The organism is Streptomyces orinoci (genome assembly GCF_003121295.1).
Classification (GTDB): Bacteria; Actinomycetota; Actinomycetes; order Streptomycetales; family Streptomycetaceae; genus Streptomyces; species Streptomyces orinoci.
In genome coordinates this window covers 148,229-173,895 of record NZ_PHNC01000010.1, presented here as the reverse complement: position 1 = coordinate 173,895, position 25,667 = coordinate 148,229, and the positions used below count along the sequence as shown (strand labels likewise).

Below are 25,667 nucleotides of genomic sequence, written 5' to 3'. Positions count from 1 at the left end.
CTGGGCCGGGCCGGGAGTTCCGGCCCGGCCCAGCCCGGCAGAACGGCTACCCGCGAGCCGGTGCGCCGGAACGCGGTACGCGCCCTCAGCTGCCGATCCCGTAGAGGGAGTGGGTCCAGGAGAAGTCCTGGTTGTTCACATACCAGTCGTAGTTCGCCCAGTTGTAGCGGTAGTTGGAGGGCCAGGGGTCGCCCCAGTACACCCAGGTTCGCCGGGTGCTGTCATAGCCGTAGATGACATGCATATGGCCGCCGCCGGAGCGCCAGCCGATGCGGGTCTCTATGGGGCGGGAGTGGTTGATCTCATCGCGGATGGTGGAGTGGTCGAGGGGGTAGCCGACATAGGAGCCGGGGTTGATGCCCATCCAGTCGAAGGCGTTCTGCACATTGCCCAGGTTCGCCTGCCAGTTGGGGCACGCGGTGCCCTGACGGCGCTGGAAGGCCGCGTTGCAGAACTGGTTCTGGGTGTAGTCGCGGCCGAAGTAGGCGGCGATGGTGTTGCCCGAACCGGCCCAGCACCAGTTGTTCTTCTGCTGGGCCTGCATGGAGATATTGAGCTGGACCTCCGCCGAACCGGGCGGCTGCTGTGGTACGGCGGTCGCCGTGGCGGTGGGGACGGCGAACAGGGTGGCGGCGGCCAGGGCCGCGATCGCTGGGACACGAGTCATCGCGCTGCTCCCGTGGGTGGGGGGTGAGGGGAGGAGAGCGCGTCCGGACGCTGGGGAGAGGATCGGGCAGCCTCCGGGGGAGGGTCAACTCGCGGGGAGGGGTGGGTGTGAACGGGGGCGGGTTCGCGGTGACGGAAGCCGGAGTTCAGGGGTGGGCGGCTGTCAACGGACGTGAAAATTCACAGCGCGGAGGGAGCGGCGCAGGTGCTGGAAGGCGCCGGGCACGCCTTCCAGCAGCCGTTGCCGGGTGCTCACATCCGCCGTGCGTCCGCGGTCAGTTCGGCGTCGGTGCCGAGTACGTCCTCGCCATAGAGATCCTGCACCCAGTTGGTCTGGTAGACGGTGTCCAGGTAGCGCTCGCCGAGGTCCGGTGCGATGGCCACCGAGGTGAGGTCCCGGGCGTCATGCCGGGCCAGCCAGGAGGCCGCGCCGCTGACCACCGTGCCGGTGGAGCCGCCGAACAGAAAGCCGCGCCGGGCCAGCCGGTGGCAGGTGCGAATGGTGTCGGTCTCCTCCACCAGGACCACCTCGTCCACATAGGACTCGTCCAGCAGCGCCGGACGGACACTGGTGCCCAGGCCGGGGATCATCCGGCGGCCGGGCGGACTGCCGAAGGTGACCGAGCCCACGCTGTCCACCGCCACCACCCGCACCGGGCGGTGCGATTCCCGGAAGTAACGGGCGCAGCCCATCAGCGTCCCCGTGGTGCCCGCACCCACGAACAGCACGTCCAGCTGCGGGAATTGGCGGGCGATGGCCGGGGCGGTGGTGCGGTAGTGGGCCTTCCAGTTGGCCGGGTTGCTGTACTGGTTGAGCCAGATGTACTGGTCGTCGGAGGCGATCAGCTTATGGATGAAGGCGATCCGGGCGCCCAGCAGGCCGCCGTGCGGATCCGGCTCGGTGATGATGTGCACCTCACTGCCCAGGGCCTCCATCATCCGCCGGGTGGAGAGGTTGCAGCGGGCATCGGTGACGCAGAGAAAGCGATAGCCCCGGCTGGCCGCGATCATGCTCAGGGCCACGCCCAGATTGCCGGAGGAGGACTCCACCAGGGTGCTGTCCGGGCTCAGGGTGCCGCTGCGCTCGGCGGCCTCCACCATCGCCGCCGCGGCCTTGATCTTGATGGAACCGGCGAAATTGAAGCCTTCACATTTCAGGAAGAGTGGGTACCCGACCGTCGGCCGCAGATCGACATAGAGCTCGTCCTCGTTGAAGTCCATGGGGATGGAAATGACTCGCACGGCGCGCCCCTCCTCTGTGGTGGTGCTCCGGCCGTTCACCCGTACCTGCGCAGTTCATGGAAGAAGTCCTCGACGATGTTCAGCCGGCCGGAGCGGGCCACCTCGTCATAGACGTATTTGCCGACGGCCAGATCGAGGACTCCGAGGCCGAAGGGCGAGAAGATCACGGTCCGGTCGGTGGGTACGGAGATCCGGCCGGTGAGCACATCGTCCAGGGTGCCGGTGAGGAACCGCCGTCCGCCGCTGAGCCGTTCGGCCAGATGCGGGGAGGTTTCGGCCTTGAGACAGTGCTCGATGTCGTCAACGAAGTTGGCCGAGCCCAGCAGGATCTCCGGGGCGAGGTCGCGCAGCGAGATATGCAGCACCAGCGGGTGGTGGCCGAACCAGGACGCCTCGGTGATATGCGGCTTGCCCGCGATGGTGGCGAAGACCACCAGATCGCTGCACCGGATCAGCTGTTCCGGGCTGTGGTGCACGGTGATCCCGGCTTTGGCCCGGGACTGTTCCAGATAGGTGCGGAAGCCCGCCGCGCTCTCGGGCGCGGAGTCGTATACCCCGATCTGCTCGAAGGACCAGCCGGTGCCGGCCAGAAAGGTGTGGATATAGCGGGCGATCAGACCGGTGCCGAAGAAGCCGATCCTGGCCGGGCGTTCCCGGTCGCGGCTGAGCCGGTCGGCGGCCAGCGCCGCCGAGGCGGCGGTTCTGCTCGCGCTGATGATGGAGCTCTCCAGGCAGGCGAAGGGGTAGCCGGTGTCATGGTCGTTGAGGATCAGCACCGCCGAGGCGCGGGGGATGCCGGAGGCGACATTGGCGGGGAAGCTGGAGATCCACTTGAGGCCGTCCACCCGCATCTCGCCGCCGATGGAGGCGGGCAGGGCGATGATCCGGGCCGAGGGGCGGTCGGGGAAGCGCAGGAAGTACGACGGGGGGTTGACCGAGTGCCCGTCGCCATGCAGCCGGTAGGTGGCTTCCACCAGATCGGTCAGCTGCTGTTCGCGTCCATGCAGGGCCTGTTGGACCTGGGCGCCGGAGATCACCGCGAAGGGCGGTACGGCGATGGACTCGGCGGGCTCGGCGGGCTGGGGCGTGGTGGGGGAAACGGTGGTCATGCGGCGGTCACCTCGATGGTGGGGGAGCAGTCGGACAGACGGACCTCATCGGCCAGGGCGACCAGCACTTCACGGGGCCCCTCGAAGGGCTCTCTGCCGTGTGCGGTACGGACGTTGTCCACCAGCAGCAGATCGCCCGGCTGCCAGGGCTCACGCCGGGTGTGGGCCGCATAGACCTCATTGAGCAGGGCCACCACGTCCTCGCCGATGGGTTCGCCGTCGCCGAAGCAGGTGTTGAACGGCAGCCCGTCCGCGCCGTAGACATCCAGCAGGTACTCGCGCACCTCTTCGGCGATGGTCCACTCATTGAGGAAGGCGACCTGGTTGAACCAGCAGCGCCGGCCGGTGACCGGATGGCGCACCACGGCGCTGCGGCGCTGCCGGGTGCGCAGCCCGCCGTCCGGCTGCCAGGCAAACTCAATGGAGTTGGCGCGGCAGTAGTCCTCGACCACGGCGCGGTCCTCGGTGCCGAAGGCCTCGGCGACCGAGGCCCCGATCTCCTCGTTGTAGTTGCGGGTGAGCAGCCAGCCCTCGGTTTCGAAGCGCTTGACCAGGGCGGCGGGGAGCGCGTCCAGCACGGCCGGGGAGTCGGCCACCGTGGTGGCCCCGCCCTCGGTGGGGGCGGTGAGGCAGGCGAACAGCATCAGGCCGGGGAAGCGCAGGGCGTAGCTCATCTCGTGGTGCATACACATCTGCTGGTTCTGCGGCCACTTGGTGGCCGAGTAGGCGCCCTCGGCAAAGGTCTTGCGGGCGGCGAAGGTCTCCCGCTCGGTCAGCAGTCCGTCGGCCAGCTCCCGGAAGACGGCGCCGGTGCCGGCCGCGTCCCGCAGACCCAGGCCGCGGACCAGCAGGGAACCGTGCTCGGCCACGGCGGCCCGTAACGCGTCCCGGTGCGCGGCCGCCCAGTCGCGCGGGTCGCTGGGACCCGGCACGCGCAGCAGGGGCGGACGGCCGGGGCTCAGCTCCGGATCCGGCAGAGGGGATGGGGAGGGCATGGGGTCGGGGTTCCTTTCTCCGAAAGGTCACAAGAGGTCAGGACGGGAGGGTGGAGAGCACCGCGCGGGCGGCCCCCTGTGGGGCGGTGCGCGGGAAGTAGTGGCCGCCGTGGTCGAGTTGGTGCAGTTCCACCCGGTCGGCCAGCAGCCGCCAGTCGAGATAGCGGGTGGCGGCCTCGGGGGTGTGCGGGTCGTCGGCGGCCAGTACCGCGGTGACGGGGGCGGAGAGCCGGACGGTGGGCGGGTGGTCCAGGAGAGCGGCGAAGTAGCGGTGGGCGGCGGTGCAGTCGTGGCGGTAGGCGGCGCCGGTGTGTGCCGCCCGGTGGTCATCCGGCTCGGCCGGGCCGGGGTAACCGGCCTGTCCGCTGAGCTCCTTGGTGATCTCCGCGTCGTCCAGCCCGGCCAGCCGCTCGGCGGCGGCGCGGCGGGTGGCGGCGTCGCCGAGCAGCTGGGCGCCGAGGAACACCCGTCGTACATCCGCTCCTTGGCCCTCCAGTGCCCGTGCGGTGGCCAGGGCGGGGGCGGCGCCGGAGGAGTGGCCCCAGAGCAGCACGGGCAGGTTGCCGAGGGCGGTGATCTCCTGGGCGGCGCGCTGGACCACCTGGTCCAGCGGCGCGAAGGGGTCGCCCTCGGCGGCCGGGTCATGGCCGGGGAGTTCCACGGCGTACACCGCCAGCCCGCTGCCGCGCAGCGCTCTGGCCAGCGGCTGGTAGCCGGCCGCGGTGCCGCCCGCGTAGGGGAAGCAGACCAGCAGCGCGGCGGGCGGGCCCGCCGGGCGGGTCAGTGGCTGGAGCAGCCCGGGCCGTTGCGGCGAGTCGCCGTCGAGCAGTTGGGCCTGCTCGGCCAGGACAGGGTGGCGGGTGATGTCCTTGAGGGTGACCGCGCGGTCCAGGGCGATGGCCAGTTTCACCGCCGAGAGGGAGTCGCCGCCCCGGTCGAAGAAGTGGTCCAGCCGTCCGACGCGATCCTCGGGGACGCCCAGCACCTTGGCCCAGGCGGCGGCCAGCCGGCGTTCGGTGGCGGTGCGGGCGGCCTCGAACTCCGTCTCGCCGGTGGCGAGTTGGGCGGCCAGCGCGGTGAGTGCCTTGCGGTCGGTTTTGCTGTTGGGGGTCAGCGGGAGGGCCTGGCGCCAGTGGAAGGCGGCCGGGACCATATAGGCGGGCAGGGCACTTGCCAGCCGCTTCCGCAGGTCTTCGGGGTCCAGGGCGTGGGGGGCGGCATAGAAGGCCACCAGCTGTCTGTTCCGGCCACCGGCCGAGGCGATCACCACCGCACCGTCGCGGACACCGGGCACCCGCAGCAGGGCGTTCTCGATATCGCCGGTCTCTATCCGGAAACCGCGCAGCTTGACCTGGCTGTCCCGGCGGCCCAGGAACTCCAGCTTGCCCTCGGGCAGCCAGCGCCCGAAGTCCCCGCTGCGATAGAGCCGGTTGCCGGGGCGGTGCGGGTCCGCCAGGAAGGACTGCTTGGTGCGCTCGGGGTCGTTGACATAGCCCCGCCCCACACAGACCCCGGAGAAGACAATCTCGCCGGGGGCGCCCAGCGGCACCGGCCGCAGCCGCTCGTCCACCACATAGACATGGACATTGGGCACACAGGGGCCCAGCGGAACCCGGTCGCCCGCGGGGGGACGGTCCATCACCTCATGGTTGGTGTCGTCCGAAGTCTCGGTCAGCCCATAGGCGTTGACCAGCCGGATGCCGGGCCGGGCGGCGAACCAGCGCTGGACCAGCTCCTTCTTCAGCGCCTCGCCGGTCACCGACACACAGCGCAGGTCCGGGAGTTGACGAGGGCTGCGCTCCAGGTGGGTCAGGACGGCCTCCAGATAGGAGGGCACCACCTGGAGGACGGCGACCCGGCCCTCGGCGATCCGGTCCACAAACCGTGGGACGTCCAGGATCACTTCCTGCTCCACCAGCAGCGTCCGCCCGCCGGCCAGCAGCGCCGAGACCAGCTGCCACAGCGAGATGTCAAAGCACTGCGGGGCGGTCTGGGCGACCACCCGGCCCTCCTCGACCCCCAGGTCGGCGATCTTGGCGTAGAGGTGGTTGAGCATTCCGGCGTGCTCGCACATGGCGCCCTTGGGCTCACCGGTGGAGCCGGAGGTGAAGTAGACATAGGCCAGTTGGTCCGCGGCCACCGGGACGCCGGGGTCGTCCTCGGCGTGGTCCTCCCGCCAGGCCGTCTCCAGCAGCAGGGTGCGGACGCCGGGCAGGGAGCCCAGGGCCTCATTGAGGGTGGTGGTGCTGCCGGGTTCGGTGAGCACCAGGGTGCAGCCGGCGCGGGAGAGCATGGTGGCGATGCGGCCGGCCGGGAAGTGCGGCTCCACGGGCAGATAGGCGCCCCCGGCCTTGAAGACGGCCAGCACGGCCGCCGCCCAGCCGAGGTCGCGTTCGGTCACCACCGCGACCACGTCCTCCGGCCGCAGACCACGGGCCAGCAGGGCCCGGGCCAGGCGGTTGGCGCGGCGGTTGAGTTCGCGGTACGTCCACCGCCGCTCGCCGTGCTCGATGGCGATGGCCTCGGGGTGGCGGCGTACCCGCTCCTCGAAGAGCTCATGGAAGCGGCGGTCCGGCAGTGGGCGGCGCGGCCCGGCCAGGCCCTCCAGCTGGAAGCGGAGCTCCGCCTCGGACAGCAGGCTCTGGTGCTGGTGTTCCTGGTCGGGCGTGGTGTGCAGCAGGGTGAGCGCGGTGAGGTGGTATCCGGCGATCCGGGCTGCGGCCTCGGCGTCCAGGACCTCGGTGCGGTAGCGCAGCAGCAGGGAGCCGTCCTGGACGCGCAGCGAGAACACCGTGCCCTCGGGGAGTTCGCCGCCGTGCGGGTCCAGCAGGGTCTCGAAGGGCGGGCGTGCCAGGCCGAGCCGGCGGCGGAGCTTGTCCACCGGGAAGTCCCGGTGGGTCAGCAGCTCGGCCTCGGCGCGGCGGACGGCCGTCAGCAGGGTGTGCCAGGAGCCGGGCGCCACGCTCAGCCGGCAGGGCAGCGCCGGGCCGTCGGAGGTGACCGTATAGCCGGTGGTGACCTCCGGCTCGCCGGTGAGGGCGGCCAGCACCTTGGCGTGGGCGGCCAGCAGTTGGGTGGTGCCGGGGGCCAGGCCGGGCGGCAGGGCGCCGCGGTGTTCCGCCAGGCCCGGCACGGGCGTCCGGGTCCAGCGCGGCACGGTGGTGACACCGCCCTCCAGCAGCGTCCGCCGCCAGAACTCCTCGCTGCTCATCGGCTTCCCCCTCGCAGAGTCGGTACGGTGCTCGGCTTCCCCAGTGCCGGGGTGCCGCCGGCGCTGGCGGGATTGCCGCCCCAGCGTGCGTGGGCGGGGACCTCCTCGCCCTTCATCAGGAAGGAGTCCGGGGCGAGCACCGCGCCCTCGCCCATGGTCACGCCGTAGTGGACCAGGGCGTTGATGCCGAGGGTGCAGCCCGCGCCCAGCACGGTGCGGTCGGACTTGAAGGTGCCGTCCTCCTGTGAATGGCACTGGATCTTGCTGGAGAAGCCCAGGGTGCAGTCGTCCCCGATGGTGGTCAGGGTCCGTTCCGAGAGGTCACAGCCGTCGTCGAAGACCCGGCGGCCGACCCGGACGCCCAGCATCCGCCAGAGGAGGTTTTTGAACGGGGTGCCATTGAACGCGTTGAAGTGGCCCTGGGGGACCTTCCACAGGCGCTCGTGATGCCAGAAGTAGCGGTCGTAGATGGAGCACACGGTGGGCTCCAGCGGCCGGAAGCGGGTGAGGCAGCGCTCCATCAGCGCGTAGTAGACGGTGGTGAAGACCAGTACGGCGGGCAGAAAGGCGGCGTCCAGCAACTGGCCTGCCATGCCGTCCCGTTCGGCGGTGGCCAGCACCAGGGCGGTGACGCCGAGGAACTGTCCCCAGCGGATCAGCAGCACCAGGGCGATGGTGCGCAGGTTGTAGCGGTTCTTGGCGGCCAGGCGGCTCTCCAGCTCTCCGCCGGTGCGCAGATGATCGAAGCGGGTGTCGCGTTCCACGGTGCGCGGGATCTCGAAGCTGGGGGAGCCCAGCAGGCCGACGCCCTCGCGGAGTTCGCCGTCCAGCGGGACCATCGCCTTGGTGGCGATCAGGCAGTTCTCGCCGGTGCGGCCGCCCGAGGGGTAGGCGATGTGGTTGCCCAGGAAGTTATGGGCGCCGATGACGGTCCGGGACACCTTGAAGGAGGTGCTGGAGTAGTCGGCGTTCATGAGGGACAGCCCGTCGGCGACCATGGTGCCGCGGCCTACGGTGCTCAGATAGGGGCTCTCATGCTTGAGGCCGATGCCGAAGTTGGAGCCGGTCTGCTCGGCCTGGGACAGGTCGTATCCCAGCAGGGTCAGATAGTGCACGATATAGGAGCTGTCACCGAACAGCCAGGTGAAATAGCGGGAGTTGGTCAGCCGGGAGACCGAGCGGTGCATGGCGTAGCGGTAGCCGTACAGCGGATAGACCCGGTCCGGCTCGATGGGCAGGTGCATCAGCCGGGGGACGGTGGCCAGGAACAGCAGACCGCCGATGAGCAGCAGGCCGAAGAGCACCGCGGAGACCAGGAGCGCGTCCAGCCAGAACGCCGCCGAGGCGACCGGCTCCCGGGCGGCGTCGGACCGGCCGGTCAGGCTGGGCACCTTGTTGAGCAGCAGATAGCCGCCGGCCAGCCATAGCGGCATGGTCAGCAGAAAGGTCCGCGCCAGGAGGAACAGCGCAAAGCCGGCCCGGCGCGGCGCGCCACAGCGGGCCGGGGCCACCCTGAGGTAGTCCAACTCCGTTGGCTGGGCGGGGGAACCGTGCCAGTGGCGGCCGGCCGGCACCGCCTCGCCGTGCTGCAGGGCGGAGGCATGGCCCAGTTGGGCCCCGTCGCCCATCGAGGTGTGGATGTCCAGCACGGTCTGCTCGCCGATGAACGCGTTCCGGCCGATGGTGACCGGACCGGTTTGGATCCGGCCCGCCTCGGCCCGGTAGCAGAGCAGATAGGAGTCCTTGCGGATCACGGTGCCGCTGCCAATGGTCAGCAGATCGGTGCAGACCGGTACGAACCGGGAGAGGATGGTGACCTGTCCGCCGATTCTGGCGCCCAGGGCCCTGAGATAGAGCACATACAGCGGGGTGCCCACGAACAGGACCGCCGGGTTGGCCTGCACCAGCAGCTTCACGGTCCAGAAACGCAGATAGGCCAGGCTCCACACCGGGAATTCACCGGGCCGCCAGCGGCCCACCAGAATCCATTTGGCCAGCACCGGGAACATGCACAGGCCGAGGAAGTCGGCGCCGCCGAAGAGGACCGAACGACCGTAGACGCCCAGGCCGTCGGGGCTGTCGGCGACCCATTGATAGCCGCGGGCGCCGGCGAGGGCGGTGAGATAGGAATAGGCCAGGAAGACCAGAAACTGCAGGGTGCCGCAGACCAGGTAGCGCGGGGTGCTGCCGGGCGGCACCGGATCGGCCGGCGGAGCGGGCTCGGGGGCCGTCTGCGGAGTGTCCGCGAATGCCGTGGCCAGGCTGCGCACCGTGGAATGCCGGTAGATGTCCTTCATCGATACCGAGGGCAGGTCCGGCCGCTTTCTCACCCGGGCGCAGAAACGGGCCATCACCATGGAGTCCGCGCCGAGATCGTCGAAGAAGTGGCTGTCGGCAGGCACCTGTTCGGCGCTTACGAGATCGGCCAGGACCTCCGCGAACATCCGCTCCAGATCACCGGCGAGCGCCGGTCGCGGGGGGCCTTCGGTCGATATTCCGGCGGGTTCTCCCACCACGAGGGCTCCTTGAGTGTGAGTGAGCTGGTGCCGTTGAGATTTGTGATGTGCCGGGTGTTCCCGTGGACCGGTGGTGCATCCGATGCCTGTGTCAACTGCCCTGCGGAGCATGCCCGTTGGGCCCATGCGCTTGGGCCGGCCTCACCGCGAGGCAATGACGCCCCGCCCGGCCGGCGGTCTGTTTTTAAAGGAACCATGCGGAAATGGCCGTCACTGGCGAGATCGGCATGGCGCGGAACCTGTATACGGGTTCCCGCATCTCCGCACCCCCTCCAACGCGGTGCCCACGAGAACGTTGAAGAACGTAGGGTTGGGCCGGAGGGCGAGCCAGCGGATAAATAAGCCATTGGGAAATGACGCGTAACTATCCGCCGCCCGGCCCCTGTTGATCCATTCCGGCCCAACGGGCGTCCGGGCACTGACCACCGCCGCACAGCGCCCGCCGCCTGTTGTTTTGCGTAACACCGCTTACTCCGCCCGGTGCCCGTCTCCCTGCTCCCGCCCGGCTCCGTAAAAGGTCAGCGGCCGGTCAATGCCTGGAAAAGGGGCGCAGTTGACGGAAGCGGGCGAATGGCCGCGAGCGCGGGGGAGAAGCGGCCGAAAACCGAGCCTCACCGGCGGCCGGCGATGGCGGAAAACAGGCAGCGGGGTACGGTCAGCCGCTAAAGATTTGGCCGGTAACCGGTAATGGCCCGCTAGCAGGCACGTAACGGCGCGACCAACTCGCCCCTGACCGCCGCCGGGCGTCCCGGCGGGCGCCGTAGCGCATTGTTTACGAAGCCGTCATATGGCCGGGGGCCCACGCCGCCCGGCTGCCGCCCGGACGCCGTCCGGGCCCGGAAGCCGGGAGCGGACCGCTGTCGAGGACCGGCCGGACACGAGATATCTTGATGTCGAGCAATGTTACAGACGTGAAGCGGAGCACCCGGTGACTGACTCGACGATCATCTACACGCACACTGACGAGGCCCCCGCACTGGCGACGTACTCGTTCCTGCCGGTGGTCCAGGCGTACGCCGGCACGGCCGGGGTCACCGTGGAGACCCGTGACATCTCCCTGGCGGGCCGCATCATCGCCAACTTCCCCGAGCACCTCCAGGAGGGCCAGCGCATCGATGACGCCCTGGCCGAGCTGGGCGCGCTGGCCAAGACCCCCGGGGCCAACATCATCAAGCTGCCGAACATCTCGGCCTCCATCCCCCAGCTCAAGGCGGCCATCGCCGAGCTTCAGCAGCAGGGCTACGCGCTGCCGGACTACCCGGACGACCCCAAGACCGAGCAGGAGCGCGAGATCCGCGCCCGCTACGACAAGATCAAGGGCAGCGCCGTCAACCCGGTGCTGCGCGAGGGCAACTCCGACCGCCGCGCCCCCGCCTCGGTGAAGAACTACGCCAAGACCCACCCGCACCGCATGGGCGCCTGGTCCCCCGAGTCCAAGACCAATGTCGCCACCATGGGCGTGGACGACTTCCGCTCCACCGAGAAGTCCACGGTGATCGCCGAGGACGGCACCCTGCGCATCGAGCTGGTGGGCGACGACGGCACCACCACGGTGCTGCGCGAGTCGGTGCCGGTGCTCGCCGGTGAGGTCGTGGACGCCTCCGTGATGCGGGTGGCCGCCCTGCGCGAGTTCCTCACCGCCCAGGTCGCCCGGGCCAAGGCCGAGGGCGTGCTGTTCTCCGTACACCTCAAGGCCACCATGATGAAGGTCTCCGACCCCATCGTCTTCGGCCATGTGGTGCGCGCCTTCTTCCCCAAGACCTTCGCCGCCTTCGGCGCCGACCTGGCCGCGGCCGGCCTGACCCCCAACGACGGCCTCGGCGGCATCTTCAAGGGCCTTGAGGCGCTGCCCAACGGCGCCGAGATCAAGGCCTCCTTCGACGCCGAGCTCGCCGAGGGCCCGGCCCTGGCCATGGTGGACTCGGACAAGGGCATCACCAATCTGCACGTCCCCTCCGACGTCATCGTCGATGCCTCCATGCCCGCGATGATCCGCACCTCCGGCCATATGTGGGGCCCGGACGGCCAGGAGGCCGACACCCTCGCCGTGCTGCCCGACAGCAGCTACGCCGGTGTCTACCAGGCCGTCATCGAGGACTGCCGGGCCAACGGCGCCTATGACCCGGCCACCATGGGCTCCGTCCCCAACGTGGGTCTGATGGCGCAGAAGGCCGAGGAGTACGGCAGCCACGACAAGACCTTCGAGATCCCGGTCACCGGCACCGTCCGCCTGGTGGACCAGGCCGGCAACGCCGTCCTGGAGCAGACCGTCTCGGCCGGTGACATCTTCCGCGCCTGCCAGACCAAGGACGACCCGATCCGCGACTGGGTCAAGCTGGCCGTCACCCGCGCCCGCGCCACCGGCGACCCGGCCGTCTTCTGGCTGGACGAGACCCGCGCCCATGACGCCATGCTCATCGAGAAGGTCAAGGCGTACCTGCCGGAGCACGACACCGAGGGCCTGGACATCCGCATCCTCGCCCCGGTCGAGGCGACCAAGCTCTCCGTGGAGCGCATCCGCCGCGGCGAGAACACCATCTCCGTCACCGGCAATGTGCTGCGCGACTACCTGACCGACCTGTTCCCGATCCTGGAGCTGGGCACCAGCGCCAAGATGCTGTCGGTGGTGCCGCTGATGGCGGGCGGCGGCCTGTTCGAGACCGGTGCGGGCGGCTCCGCGCCCAAGCACGTCCAGCAGCTGGTCAAGGAGAACTACCTGCGCTGGGACTCGCTCGGCGAGTTCTTCGCCCTGGTGCCCTCCTTCGAGCAGTACGCCAAGACCACCGGCAACGCGCGTGCCCAGGTGCTGGCCGACACCCTGGACCGGGCCACGGCGGCCTTCCTCAACGAGGACAAGTCCCCGACCCGCCGGATCGGCGGCATCGACAACCGCGGCAGCCACTTCTACCTGGCCATGTACTGGGCCCAGGAACTGGCCGAGCAGACCGATGACGCGGAGCTGGCCAAGGTCTTCGCCCCGCTCGCCGAGACGCTCACCAGCAATGAGCAGAAGATCGTCGAAGAGCTGATCGCCGTCCAGGGCAAGCCGGCCGACATCGGTGGCTACTACCAGCCCGACCCGGCCAAGGCCGCGGCCGTGATGCGGCCGTCGCAGACCTTCAACCAGGCGCTGACGCTGCTGGGCTGATCGCCGCCCCCATCGGCCACCGCCCCGGTCCGGCACTCGCCGGGCCGGGGCGGCGGCCTTTCCGGGTGCCCCGGGCCGCCCGGCGGACAACCATGGAGGAATGGCAGCGCGCGGCAGACTCCGGATCTACCTGGGGGCCGCCCCAGGGGTCGGGAAGACCTACGCCATGCTGCGCGAAGGCCGGCGGCTGCGGGACGAGGGCGCCGATGTGGTCATCGGGCTCGCCGAGCCGCACGGCCGCCGGCTCACTGCCGCCATGGCCGAGGGCCTGGAGACGGTGCCCCGCCGCGTCCTGACCCACCGGGGTGCCCGGTTCGAGGAAATGGACGTGGACGCGGTGCTGGCCCGCCACCCGCAGACCGCCCTGGTGGACGAGCTGGCGCACAGCAATGTCCCCGGCAGCCGGAACGCCAAGCGCTGGCAGGACGTCGAGGAACTGCTGGACGCCGGCATAGATGTGATCACCACCCTCAACGTCCAGCACCTGGAATCCCTCAACGACGTGGTGTGGCAGATCACCGGTGTCCGGCAGCGCGAACGGCTGCCCGACGAGGTGGCCCGCCGCGCCGACCAGATCGAACTGGTCGATCTCACACCGGAGTTGCTGCGCCGCCGGATGACCCATGGCGACATCTACCCGCCCGGCCGGATCGAGGCGGCGCTGACCCACTACTTCCGGGTCGGCAACCTCACCGCGCTGCGCGAACTGGCCCTGCTCTGGCTGGCCGACCGGGTGGAGGAGGGACTGCGGCGCTACCGCGAGGAACACGGCATCGCCGCGCCCTGGGAGACCAGGGAACGCATCCTGGTCGGCCTGACCGGCGGGCCGGAGGGCGAGACCCTGGTCCGCCGGGCCGCACGGATCACCGACCGTACCCCCGGCAGCGAACTGCTGGCCCTGTATGTGGCCCCCGGCGAGGCACCGGCCGCGGCCGACCCGGCGGCACTGGCCCGGCAGCGGGCCCTGGTGGAGTCGCTGGGCGGCAGCTACCACCAGATCACCGGCGATGACGTGGCCCAGACGCTGCTGGAGTTCGCCCGGGAGGAGAACGTCACCCAGATCGTGCTGGGCGCCAGCCGGCACAGCAGGCTGGCAACCCTGCTGCGGCCGGATGTGGGACGGCGGACCATCGACGGATCCGGACCCATCGACGTCCATATCGTCAGCCATGAGGCGGCCGCCGGGCCGGCCGTGCTGTTCCGGCTGCCCAGGCCCGGCGAGGCCACCGGACCCCGGCGGTTCCGGGCGGCGCTGGCCGGGGCGGTGCTGCTGCCGCCGCTGCTCACCCTGGTGCTCACCGCCCTGCGCGGCCGGCTGGGCCTGGGCACCGGTCTGGTGCTCCAGCTGCTGGTCGTGGTGGTGCTGGCGCTGGTGGGCGGGGTCTGGCCGGCCCTGCTGGGGGCGGTGGTGGCGGCGCTGCTGGCCGACTACTACCTCACCGTGCCCGTCCATTCGCTGGATATCACGCACGGCAACGACATGGTCGCGCTGCTGGTCTTCGTGGCGGTGGCGGTGCTGGTGGGCTCGGCGGCGGGCCGGGCGTCGCGTCGCATGTACCAGGCGGTCCGCGCCACCTCCGAGGCCCAGGCGGTGAACCGGCTGGCCACCGCCATGGCGCGCGGCCGGGACCTGCCCGCCCTGGTCGAGCTGATCCGGGAGAACTTCGGGCTGCGCGCGGTGAGCCTGCTCCAGCGTGACCCGCACAGCGGCACCCCGCCGCGCTGGTTCGTGGTCGCCAGCGCCGGCGACCGCCCCCCCGAACGCCCCTATGAGGCCGATGCCGAGTGCCCGGTCGATGAGGAACTCACCCTGGCCGCCGCCGGCCAGGGGCTGACCACCGACGACCGGCAGATCCTGGCCGTCTGCGCCGCGCAGCTGGGCATCGCCCAGGCCCACGGCAGGCTCATCCGGCAGGTCGCCGAGACGGACGTCCTGGTCGCGGCGGAGCGCCGGCGGTCCGCAGTGCTGGCCCTGGCGGTCCGCGATCTGCGCGCGGTGCTGCGGACGGCCGAACAGGCCCTGGACGGGCCGGACGGCCCGGGGCCCCGGGCCGCCCGGGCGGCGGTCGCGCGGGCCGCCCAACTGGTGGCGGACCTGGGCGACTTGGGACGGTTGCACGCCGGCGCCCTGGACCTCTATCTGCGGCCGGTGGACCTCGGTGAGGTGCTGGTGGCCGCCCTGGACGACCTGGGCCCGGGCGGCCGCACCATCGAACTCGCGCTCCCGCCCGGCCTGCCCGAGGTGATCGCCGATGCCGCCCAGCTCACCCGGGTGTTCACCACGCTCGCCGCCGACGCCCTGCGGCACGGCCCGCCCGGCCGGTCACCCGCCCTGACCGCCGAGGTGCTGCCCGACCGGCTGGTCGTCACGCTGTCGGGGTTCCGCGGGCCGGAGCGAGGAGACAGCCTGCCGCTGCGGCTCTCCCGTGACCTGGTGGAGGCCATGGGGGGCACCCTGGAGGTGGGCGGCGAGGAGGTCTTCTCGGTGACGCTGACGCTGCCCACGGCCCGTCAGTGAAGTGCGGCCAGCGCGTGGTTGAGCTCGACCACATTGACATGCGGGCTGCCCAGGAACCCCAGGGAGCGGCCCTGTTGACGGGCCGCGACCAGCCGGCGCACTACCACCGGGGACAGCCCGCGGGCCCGGGCCACACGGTTGGCCTGCTCCTCGGCGTAGGCGGGGGAGATATCCGGGTCGAGGCCCGAACCACTGGCGGTCAGCGCGTCCGCGGGCACCGACTCCGGAGGCACCCCGTCAAAGGCGGCGACCGCGGCCCGCCGGGCGGCCACCTCCTTGACCAGGACCTGGTTGGCGGGCCCCAGATTGGAGGCGCCGGAGGCCAGCGGGTCATAGGGGCCGGCGCCCTTGCCCGCGTCGGCGGCCGATGGCCGGGGCTGGAACCACCGTGGGTCAGGCCGGAGTTGTTCCCCCGCGTCGGCCGGATTCCGCTTGGGCAGGGCGAAGCTCTGGCCCAGCAGCGCCGAGGCCACCGGCCTGCCGTGCTCCTCGATCAGCGAGCCGTTGGCGTGATGCGCGAAGGCCAGCTGGGCGAGGCCGGTGACGGCCAGCGGATAGGCGAGGCCGGTGACGGCGGTGAACACCAACAGCATGCGCAGGGCGGACAGATGACGCCGCATCATGGGCGGCAGGCGGACGAGCATGGGGTGTCTGCTTTCTGCCGTCAGTGGAGGCCGGGGACGAGCTGGACCAGCAGGTCGATGAGTTTGATGCCGAGGAAGGGCAGCACCAGCCCGCCCAGCCCGTACACCCAGATGTTCCGGCTGAGCAGGGCGGCCGCGGAGGAGGGCCGGTAGCGGACGCCCCGCAGGGCCAGCGGGATCAGCGCCACAATGATCAGCGCGTTGAAGATGATCGCCGAGGAGACCGCCGAGGCGGGGCTGTGCAGCCGCATGATGTTGAGCTTGTCCAGCCCCGGGTAGGCCGCCGCGAACATCGCCGGGATGATGGCGAAGTACTTGGCGACGTCGTTGGCGATGGAGAAGGTGGTCAACGCTCCTCTGGTGATGAGGAGTTGCTTGCCGATCTCGACGATCTCGATCAGCTTGGTGGGGTTGGAGTCCAGGTCCACCATGTTCCCGGCCTCCTTGGCGGCCGAGGTGCCGGTGTTCATGGCCACGCCCACATCGGCCTGGGCCAGCGCGGGGGCGTCATTGGTGCCGTCGCCGGTCATGGCGACCAGCTTGCCGCCCGCCTGCTCCCGCTTGATCAGCGCCATCTTGTCCTCGGGGGTGGCCTCCGCGAGGAAGTCGTCCACCCCCGCCTCCTCGGCGATGGCCCTGGCCGTCAGCGGATTGTCACCCGTGATCATCACGGTTCGGATGCCCATCCGGCGCAGCTCCTCGAAGCGGTCCCGGATGCCCTCCTTGATGACGTCCTTGAGATGGATCACACCCAGTACCCGGGCCCCCTGCCGGTCCTGGACCGCCACCACCAGCGGAGTGCCGCCACCGGCCGAGATCCGTTCGGTGATCCTCCCGACCTCCTCGCCGGCCGCTCCGCCCCCCTCGGTCACCCAGGCGGTGACGGCACCGGCTGCGCCCTTGCGGATCCGGCGGCCGTCGATGTCCACCCCGCTCATCCGGGTCTGCGCGGTGAACGGCACAAATGTCGCGTGCTCCAACTCGCCTTCGCCGCGCGCCCGCAGCGCGTGGCGCTGTTTGGCCAGCACCACCACCGAGCGGCCCTCGGGCGTCTCGTCGGCCAGCGAGGACAGCTGGGCCGCGTCGGCCAGTTCGTCCGCGCCGACCCCGTCCACCGGGAGGAACTCGGCGGCCTGCCGGTTGCCCAGGGTGATGGTGCCGGTCTTGTCCAGCAGCAGGGTGTTGACATCACCGGCGGCCTCCACGGCCCGGCCGGACATGGCCAGCACATTGCGCTGCACCAGGCGGTCCATGCCCGCGATGCCGATGGCGGAGAGCAGGGCGCCGATGGTGGTGGGGATCAGCGCCACCACCAGCGCCACCAGGATCACAATGCTCTGCTCGGCGCCGGCGAAGATGGCAAAGGGCTGGAGGGTGACCACCGCGACCAGGAAGATGATGGTCAGCGAGGCCAGCAGGATATTGAGCGCGATCTCATTGGGCGTCTTCTGCCTGGCCGCCCCCTCCACCAGCGCGATCATCCGGTCGATAAAGGTCTCGCCCGGCCTGGAAGTGATCTTGACGATGATGCGGTCGGACAGCACCGTGGTCCCGCCGGTGACCGCCGACCGGTCACCGCCCGACTCCCTGATCACCGGGGCCGACTCCCCGGTGATGGCCGACTCGTCCACACTGGCCAGGCCCTCCACCACATCACCGTCACCGGGGATGATCTGCCCGGCCTCCACGACCACATGGTCGCCCAGCCGCAGCTGGGCCGCCGGGACCTCCTCCTCGTCACCGGGCCCGGCCCCCGGCCGCCAGCCGGTCAGCCGCCGGGCGGTGGTCCGGGTACGGGTCCGGCGCAGCGTCTCCGCCTGGGCCTTGCCCCGGCCCTCGGCCACCGCCTCCGAGAGGTTGGCGAACACGCTGGTCAGCCAGAGCCAGACGGTGATCACCCAGGGGAAGACCCCGGGGTCCTTGACCGCCGAGAGCGTGGTGAGCACCGCACCCACCTCGACCACAAACATCACCGGGTTGTGCACCATCAGCCGGGGGTCGAGCTTGCGCAGCGCGGCGGGGAAGGAGGTCACCAGCTGCCGGGGGTCCAGCAGGCCGCCGGAGACCCGGTGCGTGGTGGCGGGCATCAGTGCAGTCCTTCCGCCAGCGGGCCCAGTGCCAGGGCCGGGAAGAAGGTCAGGCCGACCACGATCAGGATCACCCCGGTCAGCAGGCCGACGAACTGCGGCCGGTGGGTGGGCAGGGTGCCGGCCGTCACCGGCACCGGGCGCTGCCGGGCCAGCGACCCGGCCAGGGCCAGGACGAAGACCATCGGCAGAAAACGGCCGAAGATCATCACCAGGCCGAGCGCGGTGTTGTACCAGACGGTGTTGGCGGACAGTCCGGCGAAGGCCGAGCCATTGTTGTTGGCCGCGGAGGTGAAGGCGTAGAGCACCTCGGAGAAGCCATGCGGCCCCGGGTTGGCCATGGCCGCCCGCTGCCCGGGCAACGCCATGGCGATGCCGGAGCCGGCCAGCACCAGGGCCGGGGTGGTGAGGATGTAGAGCGAGGCGAACTTCATCTCCCGGCTGCCCAGCTTCTTGCCCAGGTACTCGGGGGTGCGGCCGACCATCAGTCCGGCCACGAACACCGCCACCACGGCCAGGACGAGGATGCCGTAGAGCCCGGAACCGGTGCCGCCGGGGGCGATCTCGCCCAGCATCATATTGAAGATCAGCAGGCCACCGCCGCCCGGGGAGAAGGAATCGTGCGCGGAGTTGACCGCGCCGCAGGAGGTGAGCGTGGTGGAGACGGCGAACAGCACCGACCCCCAGATCCCGAACCGCTGCTCCTTGCCCTCCAGCATCCCGCCCGCCGCGTGCCCGGCCGGACTGCTCACACTGTGCAGTTCGTTGGCGGTGGCCACGGCCACCGAGGCGGCCCAGATCAGTGCCATCACGGCGAGCAGGGCATGGCCCTGGCGGCGGTCGCCGGTCATGGTGCCGAAGGTACGGGGCAGCGAGAAAGGGATCACCAGCATCAGATAGATCTCGGCGAGGTTGGTGAAGCCGGTGGGGTTCTCCAGCGGATGGGCGGAGTTGGCGTTGTAGAACCCGCCGCCGTTGGTGCCCAGTTCCTTGATGGCCTCCTGGGAGGCCACCGGGCCGCCGGTGATGCTCTGGTGCTGCCCGGCGATGGTGGTCACCGAGTGCGCGCCATGGAAGTTCTGGATCACCCCGGCCGCCACCAGCACCATGGCGAAGACAAAGGCGAGGGGCAGCAGCACCCGCAGGGTGATCCGGGTGAGGTCCACCCAGAAGTTGCCCACCCGGTCGGTCCGTTGCCGGGTGAAGCCGCGGATCAGGGTGGCGACAATGGCGATGCCCACGGCCGCCGAGACAAAGTTCTGCACCGCCAGACCGGCCATCTGCACCAGATGGCCCAGGGCCGATTCGCCCGAGTAGGACTGCCAGTTGGTGTTGGTGACAAAGGAGGCGGCGGTGTCGAACGCCTGGTCAGGGGGCATCGGCCGCGTCCCCAGGGACAGCGGCAGCTGGTTCTGCAGCCGCAGGAAGGCATACAGGAACAACACCGACACCAGGGAGAACGCCAGCATGGCGCGCAGATAGACGGCCCAGGTCTGGTCGGTCCCGGCGTTGACACCGCCGGCCCGGTAGACCAGCCGTTCCGGGCGCAGATGCCGGGAGTTGGTCAGGCAGTGGGCGAGGTGGTCGCCCAGTGGCCGGTGGGTCAGGGCGAGGGCGCCGGCCAGGGCGAGGATCTGCAGCCAGCCCGCGAGGGTGTCGTTCATCAGAACCTCTCCGGGAAGAGCAGGCAGAAGACCAGGTAGAGCAAGAGGCCCACGGCGGTGACCAGCCCGATGACGTTCTCCGCGCTCACAGCCGCTCAACCCCCTTGACCGCCAGGCCGAGCAGGATGAAGGCCAGGATGGTGAGGCCGGTGAATGCCAGGTCCGCCATGGGCGATAACACCCCTTGCTCCGATGTCCTTTTCTGATCACTGCGTGGAGGAAACGGTAATAGCGGACACCTGTGATGGTCTTGAGGAACACGAGGGTGGCCGAAGAGCGCTTGTGAAACATCGGCGCGTGGGGGCGTCCGCGCCCCGGCGCGGGTGGGCCGGAAGTGCCGCGGGCGGACCCGGCGGACGGGGTGGGGGCCCGGGACCGCTGGGCGGACAGCGGTCAACCCAGGGGCTGCACAGGGGAGTTGGATGGTGTTCGGCAGGCGGCGTACGGTCGCGCATCAGCCGGAGGCGGCGCCCGGCAAGCGGGCGCCGGTGACCGGGGTCAGCCAATCGTCGCGGTGAGGAACCCGCCGCTGGGCGGGGTCGGGCCCGGGCGGTTGTAGCGGTCGGCCAGATCCGTGGCGGGATGGGTGGTCACCCGCCAGCCATGGTCGCCGAGCCAGTCGGTCAGACCCGGGCCCAGCCCGCCCCGCCAGAGCGAGGTGATATGGCCGATGCTGGGATCGTCCGCTCCCACGGAGGGGTCGCGGCCGCGTTCGACCATCAGCCGGCTGCCGGGGGCGGAGAGCCGGCCGACCGTCTCCAGCAAGGTGGCCGCCTGCTCGGCGGTGAGATACATCAGCAGGCCCTCCACCAGCCAGGCGGTCCGCTCGGCCGGGTCGAAGCCGGCGCCGGTCAGCCGGTCCGGCCAGCCGGGGTCCAGCAGATCCACCGGCAACGGGGTGCGTATACACCGGGGCCGGACGTCCAGCCCGGCCAGGACGTGGTGCTTGAAGTCCAGCACCGGCGGCAGGTCGAGTTCATGGAGCCGCAGCCCGGGCGGCCAGTCGAGCCGGTAGGCACGGGCGTCCAGGCCGGCCGCCAGCAGTACCACCTGGCGGCAGCCGGAGTCCGCGGCGGCCAGCAGGCTGTCGTCGTAGAAGCGGGTGCGCAGCACCGTGTGGTGGGCGAGGGCCAGGGCGAAGGGGCCGGGCCGTCCGCTCGTCGGATACCCGGAGGCCGCGACGAAGGCCGCCGCGCAGGGGTCCCGGAACAGGCCGTCGGGCCGCTCGCTCTCCCGCGCGCGGACCCGGGCGACGGCGATGGCGGTGCGGCTCACCCCGCTCAGCGGTTCGGAGGTCGTCATGGCCACGACGCTATCGGCCGGGGCCCGGCCGGTGGGGGCGGTTTCCGGCGGGGCGCCGGCCGCTTCCGCCGGCGAAGCCGGATGACACGGGCTTGAGCACCCATGTCCCTGGCGCGGTGCCAACGACTCCGGTGATGGATATGCCGCCCGCCGGATGGTCCGCCCGCCGGTCGTGCGCGGCGCGCCGCTGGGGCAGAGTGGATGACGTGGACCTTCGACAGCGCTTGGCGGACCGTGGGCAGCCATGGCAGTCGAGCCCCGCACTGATGGCGATGCCGGTCCTGCTGATCGTGGCGATCGCCGTGGTGGATGTGCATACCGGGACCAATGTGCACCTGGGGCCGCTGCTGGTGATAGCCCCGGCGCTGACCGCTTCCTTCGGCGGTCCTTGGATGGTCGCCGCCGTCGGGGCGCTGGCCGAGCTGGCCCAGATTGTCATAGCGGCCCTGCACGGCGGGCTGACCACCACCAATCACATCGCCCAGATGGTGGCCCTGGCGCTGCTCTCCGCGTTGATCGTGTTCTACTGCGCGGTACGCGAGCGCCGGGTGCGGCAGCTGGCCCAGGTGCAGTCGGTGGCCGAGGCCGCCCAGCAGGCCCTGCTGAGGCCGCTGCCGCAGCGGATAGGGCCCTTGCGGATCGCCTCGCTGTATCTGGCCGCCGAGGACGAGGCGCATATCGGCGGGGATCTCTACACCGCCACCCGGGTGCCCGGCGGCACCCGCATGATCATCGGTGATGTACGGGGCAAGGGCCTGGCCGCCATCGGCGAGTCCGCCCTGCTGCTGGGTGCCTTCCGGCAGGCCGCCACCCAGCACGAGACGCTGCCCTCGCTGGCTGCCGCCCTGGACCACAGCGTCTGCCAGTATCTGAACGACTTTGTGGAGGTGGCCGCCGACCCGGAGGAGCACTTCACCACCGCCCTGCTGCTGGACCTCGCCGACGATCTTCCGCTGATCCGGATGACCAACTGCGGCCATCCGCCGCCCCTGTTGCTCGGCGGCGGCACCGTCGTGGTGCTGGAAAGCCCGCATCCCGCACCACCGTTGGGCATCCATGGCATGGGGCCGGGGGAGGAGTCGGTGGACTCCTTCCGTTTCGGCACCGGGGACATCCTGCTGCTCTACACCGACGGGGTGATCGAGGCCCGTAACCGGCAGGGGGAGTTCTATCCGCTGGCCGACCGGGTCGCCCAGTGGACCGGCCACAGCCCCGAGGCGCTGCTGCATCATCTGCACCGGGACCTGCTGGCCCACGCGGGCGGGCGGCTGGGCGATGACGCCGCCCTGATCGCGGTGCAGCGGATGCCGGTCGCCCATGAGGGCCACCATTTGCGCAACCTTATGCACACCGGCGCCGGCGGGGAGTGAAACGCCGGACCGCCTGGGCACATTGAGTGCCATGGGCAGAACGTGGAGTGACGACCGTACCCCGGTTTCCCCGGACGGCCGCCTGGGCCCGGCCCGCCGGCACCCCGGCCGCAGCGACCCCCGCTATCTGCGGCGCCGCGAGGCCATTGTGGCGGCGGCCCGGGGGCACCGGCTGGGCGATCCCTCACCGCCGGTGGTCTACACCCCGGCGGAGCAGGCCACTTGGCGCACGGTGTGCGCGGCACTGACCGCCGCGCACCGGGAACACGCCTGCCGGGCGCTGCTGTCGGCCTGGGCGGAGGCGGGCATTCCGGCCGAGCGGATCCCCCAGCACCGGGAGGTCTCCGCGCGGCTGGCCGAGCGCACCGGGTTCCGGCTGACCCCGGCCGGCGGAGTGGTGCCCAACCGGCTCTTCCTGGGTGCCCTGGAGCATGGCTACTTCCACGCCGTGCAGTTCGTCCGGCATCCCGCCCTGCCGCTCTACACCCCGGAGCCGGATGTGATCCACGATGTGCTGGGGCATGGACTGCACCTGGTCTCGCCCGAGTTCGCCGAGCTCTACCGCGCGGTGGGCCGGGCGGCCAACCGGGTGCGTACCCCCGAGGCGCTCGATCTGGTCAACCGCGTCTACTGGTTCACCCTGGAGCTGGGGGTGGTCCAGGAGGCCGGGGGGATCAGGGCATTTGGCGCGGCCCTGCTCTCCTCCTACGGTGAGCTCGCCGCGCTCCACCGGTGCCGGGTAAGGGAGTTGGACATCCGGGCCATGGCGACCGCCCGGTATCCGCTGACCGGCTACCAGCCGGTGCTCTTCGCCGCACGTTCCCTCGATCATCTGCGGGATGTGCTGCTGCCCTTCCTGGCGGAGTTCGACGAGGACACGGGGCGGCGCCTGGGGATCACTGCGCCGCCCCGGGTACGGGTCAGCGGGTGCTGAGCGCCGGGTCGCTCACCCCCGGCTCACCGTTCTCCACATGTCCGGCGAACCGGCGCAGGAAGCCGCTGTCGTGGTCGGAGGTCACCGACAGGTCGTACCAGCGCTTGGTGTGCCCCAGGTCGAGGGTGTGCTCCTGGTGCGCGCCGGGGCGCAGCTTGATGGTCTCCCGCTTGCCGCCATAGGCGTTGACCAGGGTCAGCCGGCAGGCGGTGGAACCGGGGTTGGTGAGGGTCAGCCGCAGGCCGTGCTTGGTGTGCCGGGCCGTCACCTCGGGGCCATGGGCCTTGCCGGAGCCCTTGAAGGCGCGCAGGAAGCCATTGGGGCCGTGCACGGTCAGGTCGTAATCGCCCTTGGAGTAGGCGGTGTTCCAGGTGTCGGAGAGCTGCTTGCCGGCCGCGGCGGTGTAGCTCCAGGGGCCGTCGGTGCGGTTGGCGGAGGTGACGGCGAAGCACACTCCGGCCGCCTCGCCCCCGGCGAAGGTCAGGGTGATGCGGCCGGTTCCGGCGGCGACGGCCGCGTCCACCCGCGGGGCGTAGGGCAGCGGACGGGTCCGGCGGGAGCCCGGCTCCTGCTTGGGCAGCGCGGGGTCGGCGGGCGGCTTGGGGACATAACTGCTGTGCCGGTCGTGGTCCTTGGGGACATAGCCGGCGGTGTCCGGCAGCTCCGGGTGCGCGGTGTGCCGCAGCCGGAAGTCGAAGGCCGAGGTCAGATCGCCGCAGATGGCGCGGCGCCAGGGGGAGATATTGGGCTCGTGGACGCCGAAGCGGCGCTCCATGAACCGGATCACCGAGGTGTGGTCGAAGAGCTCGGAGCAGACGAAGCCGCCGGTGCTCCAGGGCGAGACCACCAGCATGGGCACCCGCTGCCCCAGGCCGTAGGGGCCCTCGGCGTACTGGGCGTTGCCCCGGAACCAGTCCAGCGAGGTGTCCACGGTGGAGGCGCCGCGGCTGGCGTCGGCCGGCGGGAAGGGCGGCAGGACGTGGTCGAAGTAGCCGTCGTTCTCGTCATAGGTGATGAAGAGCGCGGTCCTGCTCCACACCTCGGGGTTGGAGGTGAGCGCGTCCAGCACCTGGGAGATGTACCAGGCGCCGTAGTTGGCGGGCCAGTTGGGGTGCTCGGAGAAGGCTTCGGGTGCGGCGATCCAGGAGACCTGCGGCAGCTTCCCGGACTTCACATCCGCCCGGAGGATGTCGAAGAAGCCCTCGCCGTTCTTGGCGTTGGTGCCGGTACGGGCCTTCTCGTAGAGCGCGTCGCCCGGCTTGGCGTTGCGGTAGTTGTTGAAGTAGAGGAGGGAGTTGTCGCCGTAGTTGCCGCGGTAGGCGTCATTGATCCAGCCCCAGGAGCCCTTGGCGTCCAGGCCGTCGCCGATGTCCTGGTAGATCTTCCAGGAGATGCCCGCCTTCTCCAGGCGCTCGGGGTAGGTGGTCCAGTCGTAGCCGGCCTCCTGGTTGCCCAGCACCGGGCCGCCGCCCTTGCCGTCGTTGCCGACGTGCCCCGTCCACATGTAGTAGCGGTTGGGGTCGGTGGCGCCCATAAAGGAGCAGTGGTAGGAGTCGCAGATGGTGAAGGCGTCGGCCAGCGCGTAGTGGAAGGGGATGTCCTCGCGGGTCAAATGGGCCATGGTGCCCAGGCCCTTGGCCGCTATCCACTGGTCGTATCTGCCGTGGTTCCACGCCTGGTGACCGCCGGCCCAGTCGTGGTCCAGGCCCGCGATGAACTGCATCCCGAGGTCCTCGGCCTCCGGGTGGTACGGCAGGACGTCCTTGGTGCCGTCCGACTGGTGCCAGACCGGCTTGCCGCTGGGCAGGGTCACCGGGCGGGGGTCGCCGAAGCCGCGGACGCCGCGGAGGGTGCCGAAGTAGTGGTCGAAGGACCGGTTCTCCTGCATCAGCACCACGATGTGCTCGACGTCCTTCAGGGTGCCGGTGCGGCGGCCGGCCGGGATGGCGGCGGCCCGCTCGATGCTGCCGGACAGTGCGGTGAAGCCGGCGGTGGCTCCGGCGATCTGCAGGAAGCGGCGCCGGTTGAGTTCTGCCATGGGTGTGGTGACCTCGCGAGTCGGGGACGACTGTCTTTCGCGGGTCAGCGTGCGGCATACGGGCTTGTGGGGGAAGGCTTGACGGTGTCCGGAAGTTGAATTCCGGGTGCCGGTTGCGGTTTAACGAGGTTGGCCGGACGCCGGTGGGTGGGCCGCCGATGGGTGGGCCGCCGGTGGGTGCGGTCGCCGGTGGGTGGGCCGCCATCCGCCCGACGCGCCTGGC

At 70.7% G+C, this 25,667-nt stretch carries 16 protein-coding genes; 4 read left to right on the top strand and 12 right to left on the bottom strand.

All coding sequences use genetic code 11. From position 1 onward, the window contains the following. Positions 1 to 85 precede the first annotated feature (85 nt). The 6 genes from CV755_RS08140 to CV755_RS08115 all read right to left on the bottom strand — a co-directional run bounded on the left by CV755_RS08140 (position 86) and on the right by CV755_RS08115 (position 9,739). Positions 86 to 667: a papain-like cysteine protease family protein gene (locus CV755_RS08140; protein ID WP_109279497.1), complete on the bottom strand. Its 582-nt coding sequence runs from the start codon at positions 665 to 667 to the stop codon at positions 86 to 88. Between the two features lie 251 nt (positions 668 to 918). Next, complete coding sequence (gene sbnA / locus CV755_RS08135) at positions 919 to 1,908, bottom strand: 2,3-diaminopropionate biosynthesis protein SbnA (protein WP_109279578.1); 990 nt, start codon at positions 1,906 to 1,908, stop codon at positions 919 to 921. A gap of 35 nt (positions 1,909 to 1,943) precedes the next feature. After that, positions 1,944 to 3,017: a 2,3-diaminopropionate biosynthesis protein SbnB gene (gene sbnB / locus CV755_RS08130; protein WP_109279496.1), complete on the bottom strand. Its 1,074-nt coding sequence runs from the start codon at positions 3,015 to 3,017 to the stop codon at positions 1,944 to 1,946. Next, entirely contained in the window at positions 3,014 to 4,012 is a 999-nt protein-coding gene (locus CV755_RS08125; RefSeq protein WP_109279495.1) for a TauD/TfdA family dioxygenase, read from the bottom strand. Before CV755_RS08125 ends, sbnB begins: the two co-directional genes overlap by 4 nt. 37 nt (positions 4,013 to 4,049) lie before the next feature. Then, the gene (locus CV755_RS08120; protein WP_109279494.1) at positions 4,050 to 7,223 is read right to left on the bottom strand and encodes a non-ribosomal peptide synthetase; all 3,174 of its coding nucleotides are present in this window, start codon (positions 7,221 to 7,223) and stop codon (positions 4,050 to 4,052) included. Beyond that, positions 7,220 to 9,739, bottom strand: coding sequence for a Pls/PosA family non-ribosomal peptide synthetase (locus CV755_RS08115; RefSeq protein ID WP_422070519.1), 2,520 nt, complete (start codon positions 9,737 to 9,739; stop codon positions 7,220 to 7,222). The genes CV755_RS08120 and CV755_RS08115 overlap by 4 nt, the downstream gene beginning before the upstream one ends. Positions 9,740 to 10,667: 928 nt before the next feature. Between CV755_RS08115 and CV755_RS08110 the strand changes: the two genes are divergently transcribed. After that, complete coding sequence (locus CV755_RS08110) at positions 10,668 to 12,887, top strand: NADP-dependent isocitrate dehydrogenase (protein ID WP_109279492.1); 2,220 nt, start codon at positions 10,668 to 10,670, stop codon at positions 12,885 to 12,887. Between the two features lie 100 nt (positions 12,888 to 12,987). Continuing rightward, on the top strand, positions 12,988 to 15,405 hold the full coding sequence (locus CV755_RS08105; protein WP_109279491.1) for a sensor histidine kinase: 2,418 nt from the start codon (positions 12,988 to 12,990) through the stop codon (positions 15,403 to 15,405). On the opposite strand, the gene kdpC is transcribed toward CV755_RS08105, so the two are convergent. The 5 genes from kdpC to CV755_RS08080 form a co-directional block, all read right to left on the bottom strand. After that, positions 15,399 to 16,049: a potassium-transporting ATPase subunit KdpC gene (gene kdpC, locus CV755_RS08100; RefSeq protein ID WP_109279490.1), complete on the bottom strand. Its 651-nt coding sequence runs from the start codon at positions 16,047 to 16,049 to the stop codon at positions 15,399 to 15,401. The genes CV755_RS08105 and kdpC overlap by 7 nt on opposite strands. A 20-nt stretch (positions 16,050 to 16,069) precedes the next feature. After that, the gene (gene kdpB, locus CV755_RS08095; protein WP_109279489.1) at positions 16,070 to 18,136 is read right to left on the bottom strand and encodes a potassium-transporting ATPase subunit KdpB; all 2,067 of its coding nucleotides are present in this window, start codon (positions 18,134 to 18,136) and stop codon (positions 16,070 to 16,072) included. Further along, positions 18,136 to 19,800 carry a potassium-transporting ATPase subunit KdpA gene (gene kdpA / locus CV755_RS08090; RefSeq protein WP_109279488.1) on the bottom strand — a complete coding sequence of 555 codons (1,665 nt, stop codon included), beginning with the start codon at positions 19,798 to 19,800 and terminating at the stop codon, positions 18,136 to 18,138. The genes kdpB and kdpA overlap by 1 nt, the downstream gene beginning before the upstream one ends. Further along, positions 19,800 to 19,889, bottom strand: coding sequence for a K(+)-transporting ATPase subunit F (gene kdpF, locus CV755_RS08085; RefSeq protein ID WP_109279487.1), 90 nt, complete (start codon positions 19,887 to 19,889; stop codon positions 19,800 to 19,802). The genes kdpA and kdpF overlap by 1 nt, the downstream gene beginning before the upstream one ends. A gap of 409 nt (positions 19,890 to 20,298) precedes the next feature. Beyond that, on the bottom strand, positions 20,299 to 21,102 hold the full coding sequence (locus CV755_RS08080; RefSeq protein WP_109279577.1) for an SAM-dependent methyltransferase: 804 nt from the start codon (positions 21,100 to 21,102) through the stop codon (positions 20,299 to 20,301). A 266-nt stretch (positions 21,103 to 21,368) separates the two neighbouring features. On the opposite strand from CV755_RS08080, the gene CV755_RS08075 reads away from it, so the two are divergent. Together CV755_RS08075 and CV755_RS08070 are read left to right on the top strand one after the other, a co-directional pair. Then, the gene (locus tag CV755_RS08075) at positions 21,369 to 22,472 is read left to right on the top strand and encodes a PP2C family protein-serine/threonine phosphatase (RefSeq protein ID WP_109279486.1); all 1,104 of its coding nucleotides are present in this window, start codon (positions 21,369 to 21,371) and stop codon (positions 22,470 to 22,472) included. 31 nt (positions 22,473 to 22,503) lie between these two features. Further along, complete coding sequence (locus CV755_RS08070) at positions 22,504 to 23,406, top strand: phenylalanine 4-monooxygenase (protein WP_109279485.1); 903 nt, start codon at positions 22,504 to 22,506, stop codon at positions 23,404 to 23,406. Here the strand turns inward: CV755_RS08070 and CV755_RS08065 are convergent. Then, a complete protein-coding gene (locus CV755_RS08065) occupies positions 23,393 to 25,444 on the bottom strand; it encodes a phosphocholine-specific phospholipase C (protein ID WP_109279484.1) in 2,052 nt (683 codons plus the stop codon). The two genes, CV755_RS08070 and CV755_RS08065, sit on opposite strands and share 14 nt — an antisense overlap. Positions 25,445 to 25,667: the final 223 nt, after the last annotated feature.

Bases quoted from the DNA above. Each gene is read 5' to 3' on its own strand.
- CV755_RS08140 (WP_109279497.1), bottom strand. From the start codon at position 667: ATGACTCGTGTCCCAGCGATCGCGGCCCTGGCCGCCGCCACCCTGTTC.
- sbnB (WP_109279496.1), bottom strand. From the start codon at position 3,017: ATGACCACCGTTTCCCCCACCACGCCCCAGCCCGCCGAGCCCGCCGAG.
- CV755_RS08125 (WP_109279495.1), bottom strand. From the start codon at position 4,012: ATGCCCTCCCCATCCCCTCTGCCGGATCCGGAGCTGAGCCCCGGCCGT.
- CV755_RS08120 (WP_109279494.1), bottom strand. From the start codon at position 7,223: ATGAGCAGCGAGGAGTTCTGGCGGCGGACGCTGCTGGAGGGCGGTGTC.
- CV755_RS08105 (WP_109279491.1), top strand. From the start codon at position 12,988: ATGGCAGCGCGCGGCAGACTCCGGATCTACCTGGGGGCCGCCCCAGGG.
- kdpC (WP_109279490.1), bottom strand. From the start codon at position 16,049: ATGCTCGTCCGCCTGCCGCCCATGATGCGGCGTCATCTGTCCGCCCTG.
- kdpB (WP_109279489.1), bottom strand. From the start codon at position 18,136: ATGCCCGCCACCACGCACCGGGTCTCCGGCGGCCTGCTGGACCCCCGG.
- kdpA (WP_109279488.1), bottom strand. From the start codon at position 19,800: ATGAACGACACCCTCGCGGGCTGGCTGCAGATCCTCGCCCTGGCCGGC.
- CV755_RS08080 (WP_109279577.1), bottom strand. From the start codon at position 21,102: ATGACGACCTCCGAACCGCTGAGCGGGGTGAGCCGCACCGCCATCGCC.
- CV755_RS08075 (WP_109279486.1), top strand. From the start codon at position 21,369: ATGGCGATGCCGGTCCTGCTGATCGTGGCGATCGCCGTGGTGGATGTG.
- CV755_RS08070 (WP_109279485.1), top strand. From the start codon at position 22,504: ATGGGCAGAACGTGGAGTGACGACCGTACCCCGGTTTCCCCGGACGGC.
- CV755_RS08065 (WP_109279484.1), bottom strand. From the start codon at position 25,444: ATGGCAGAACTCAACCGGCGCCGCTTCCTGCAGATCGCCGGAGCCACC.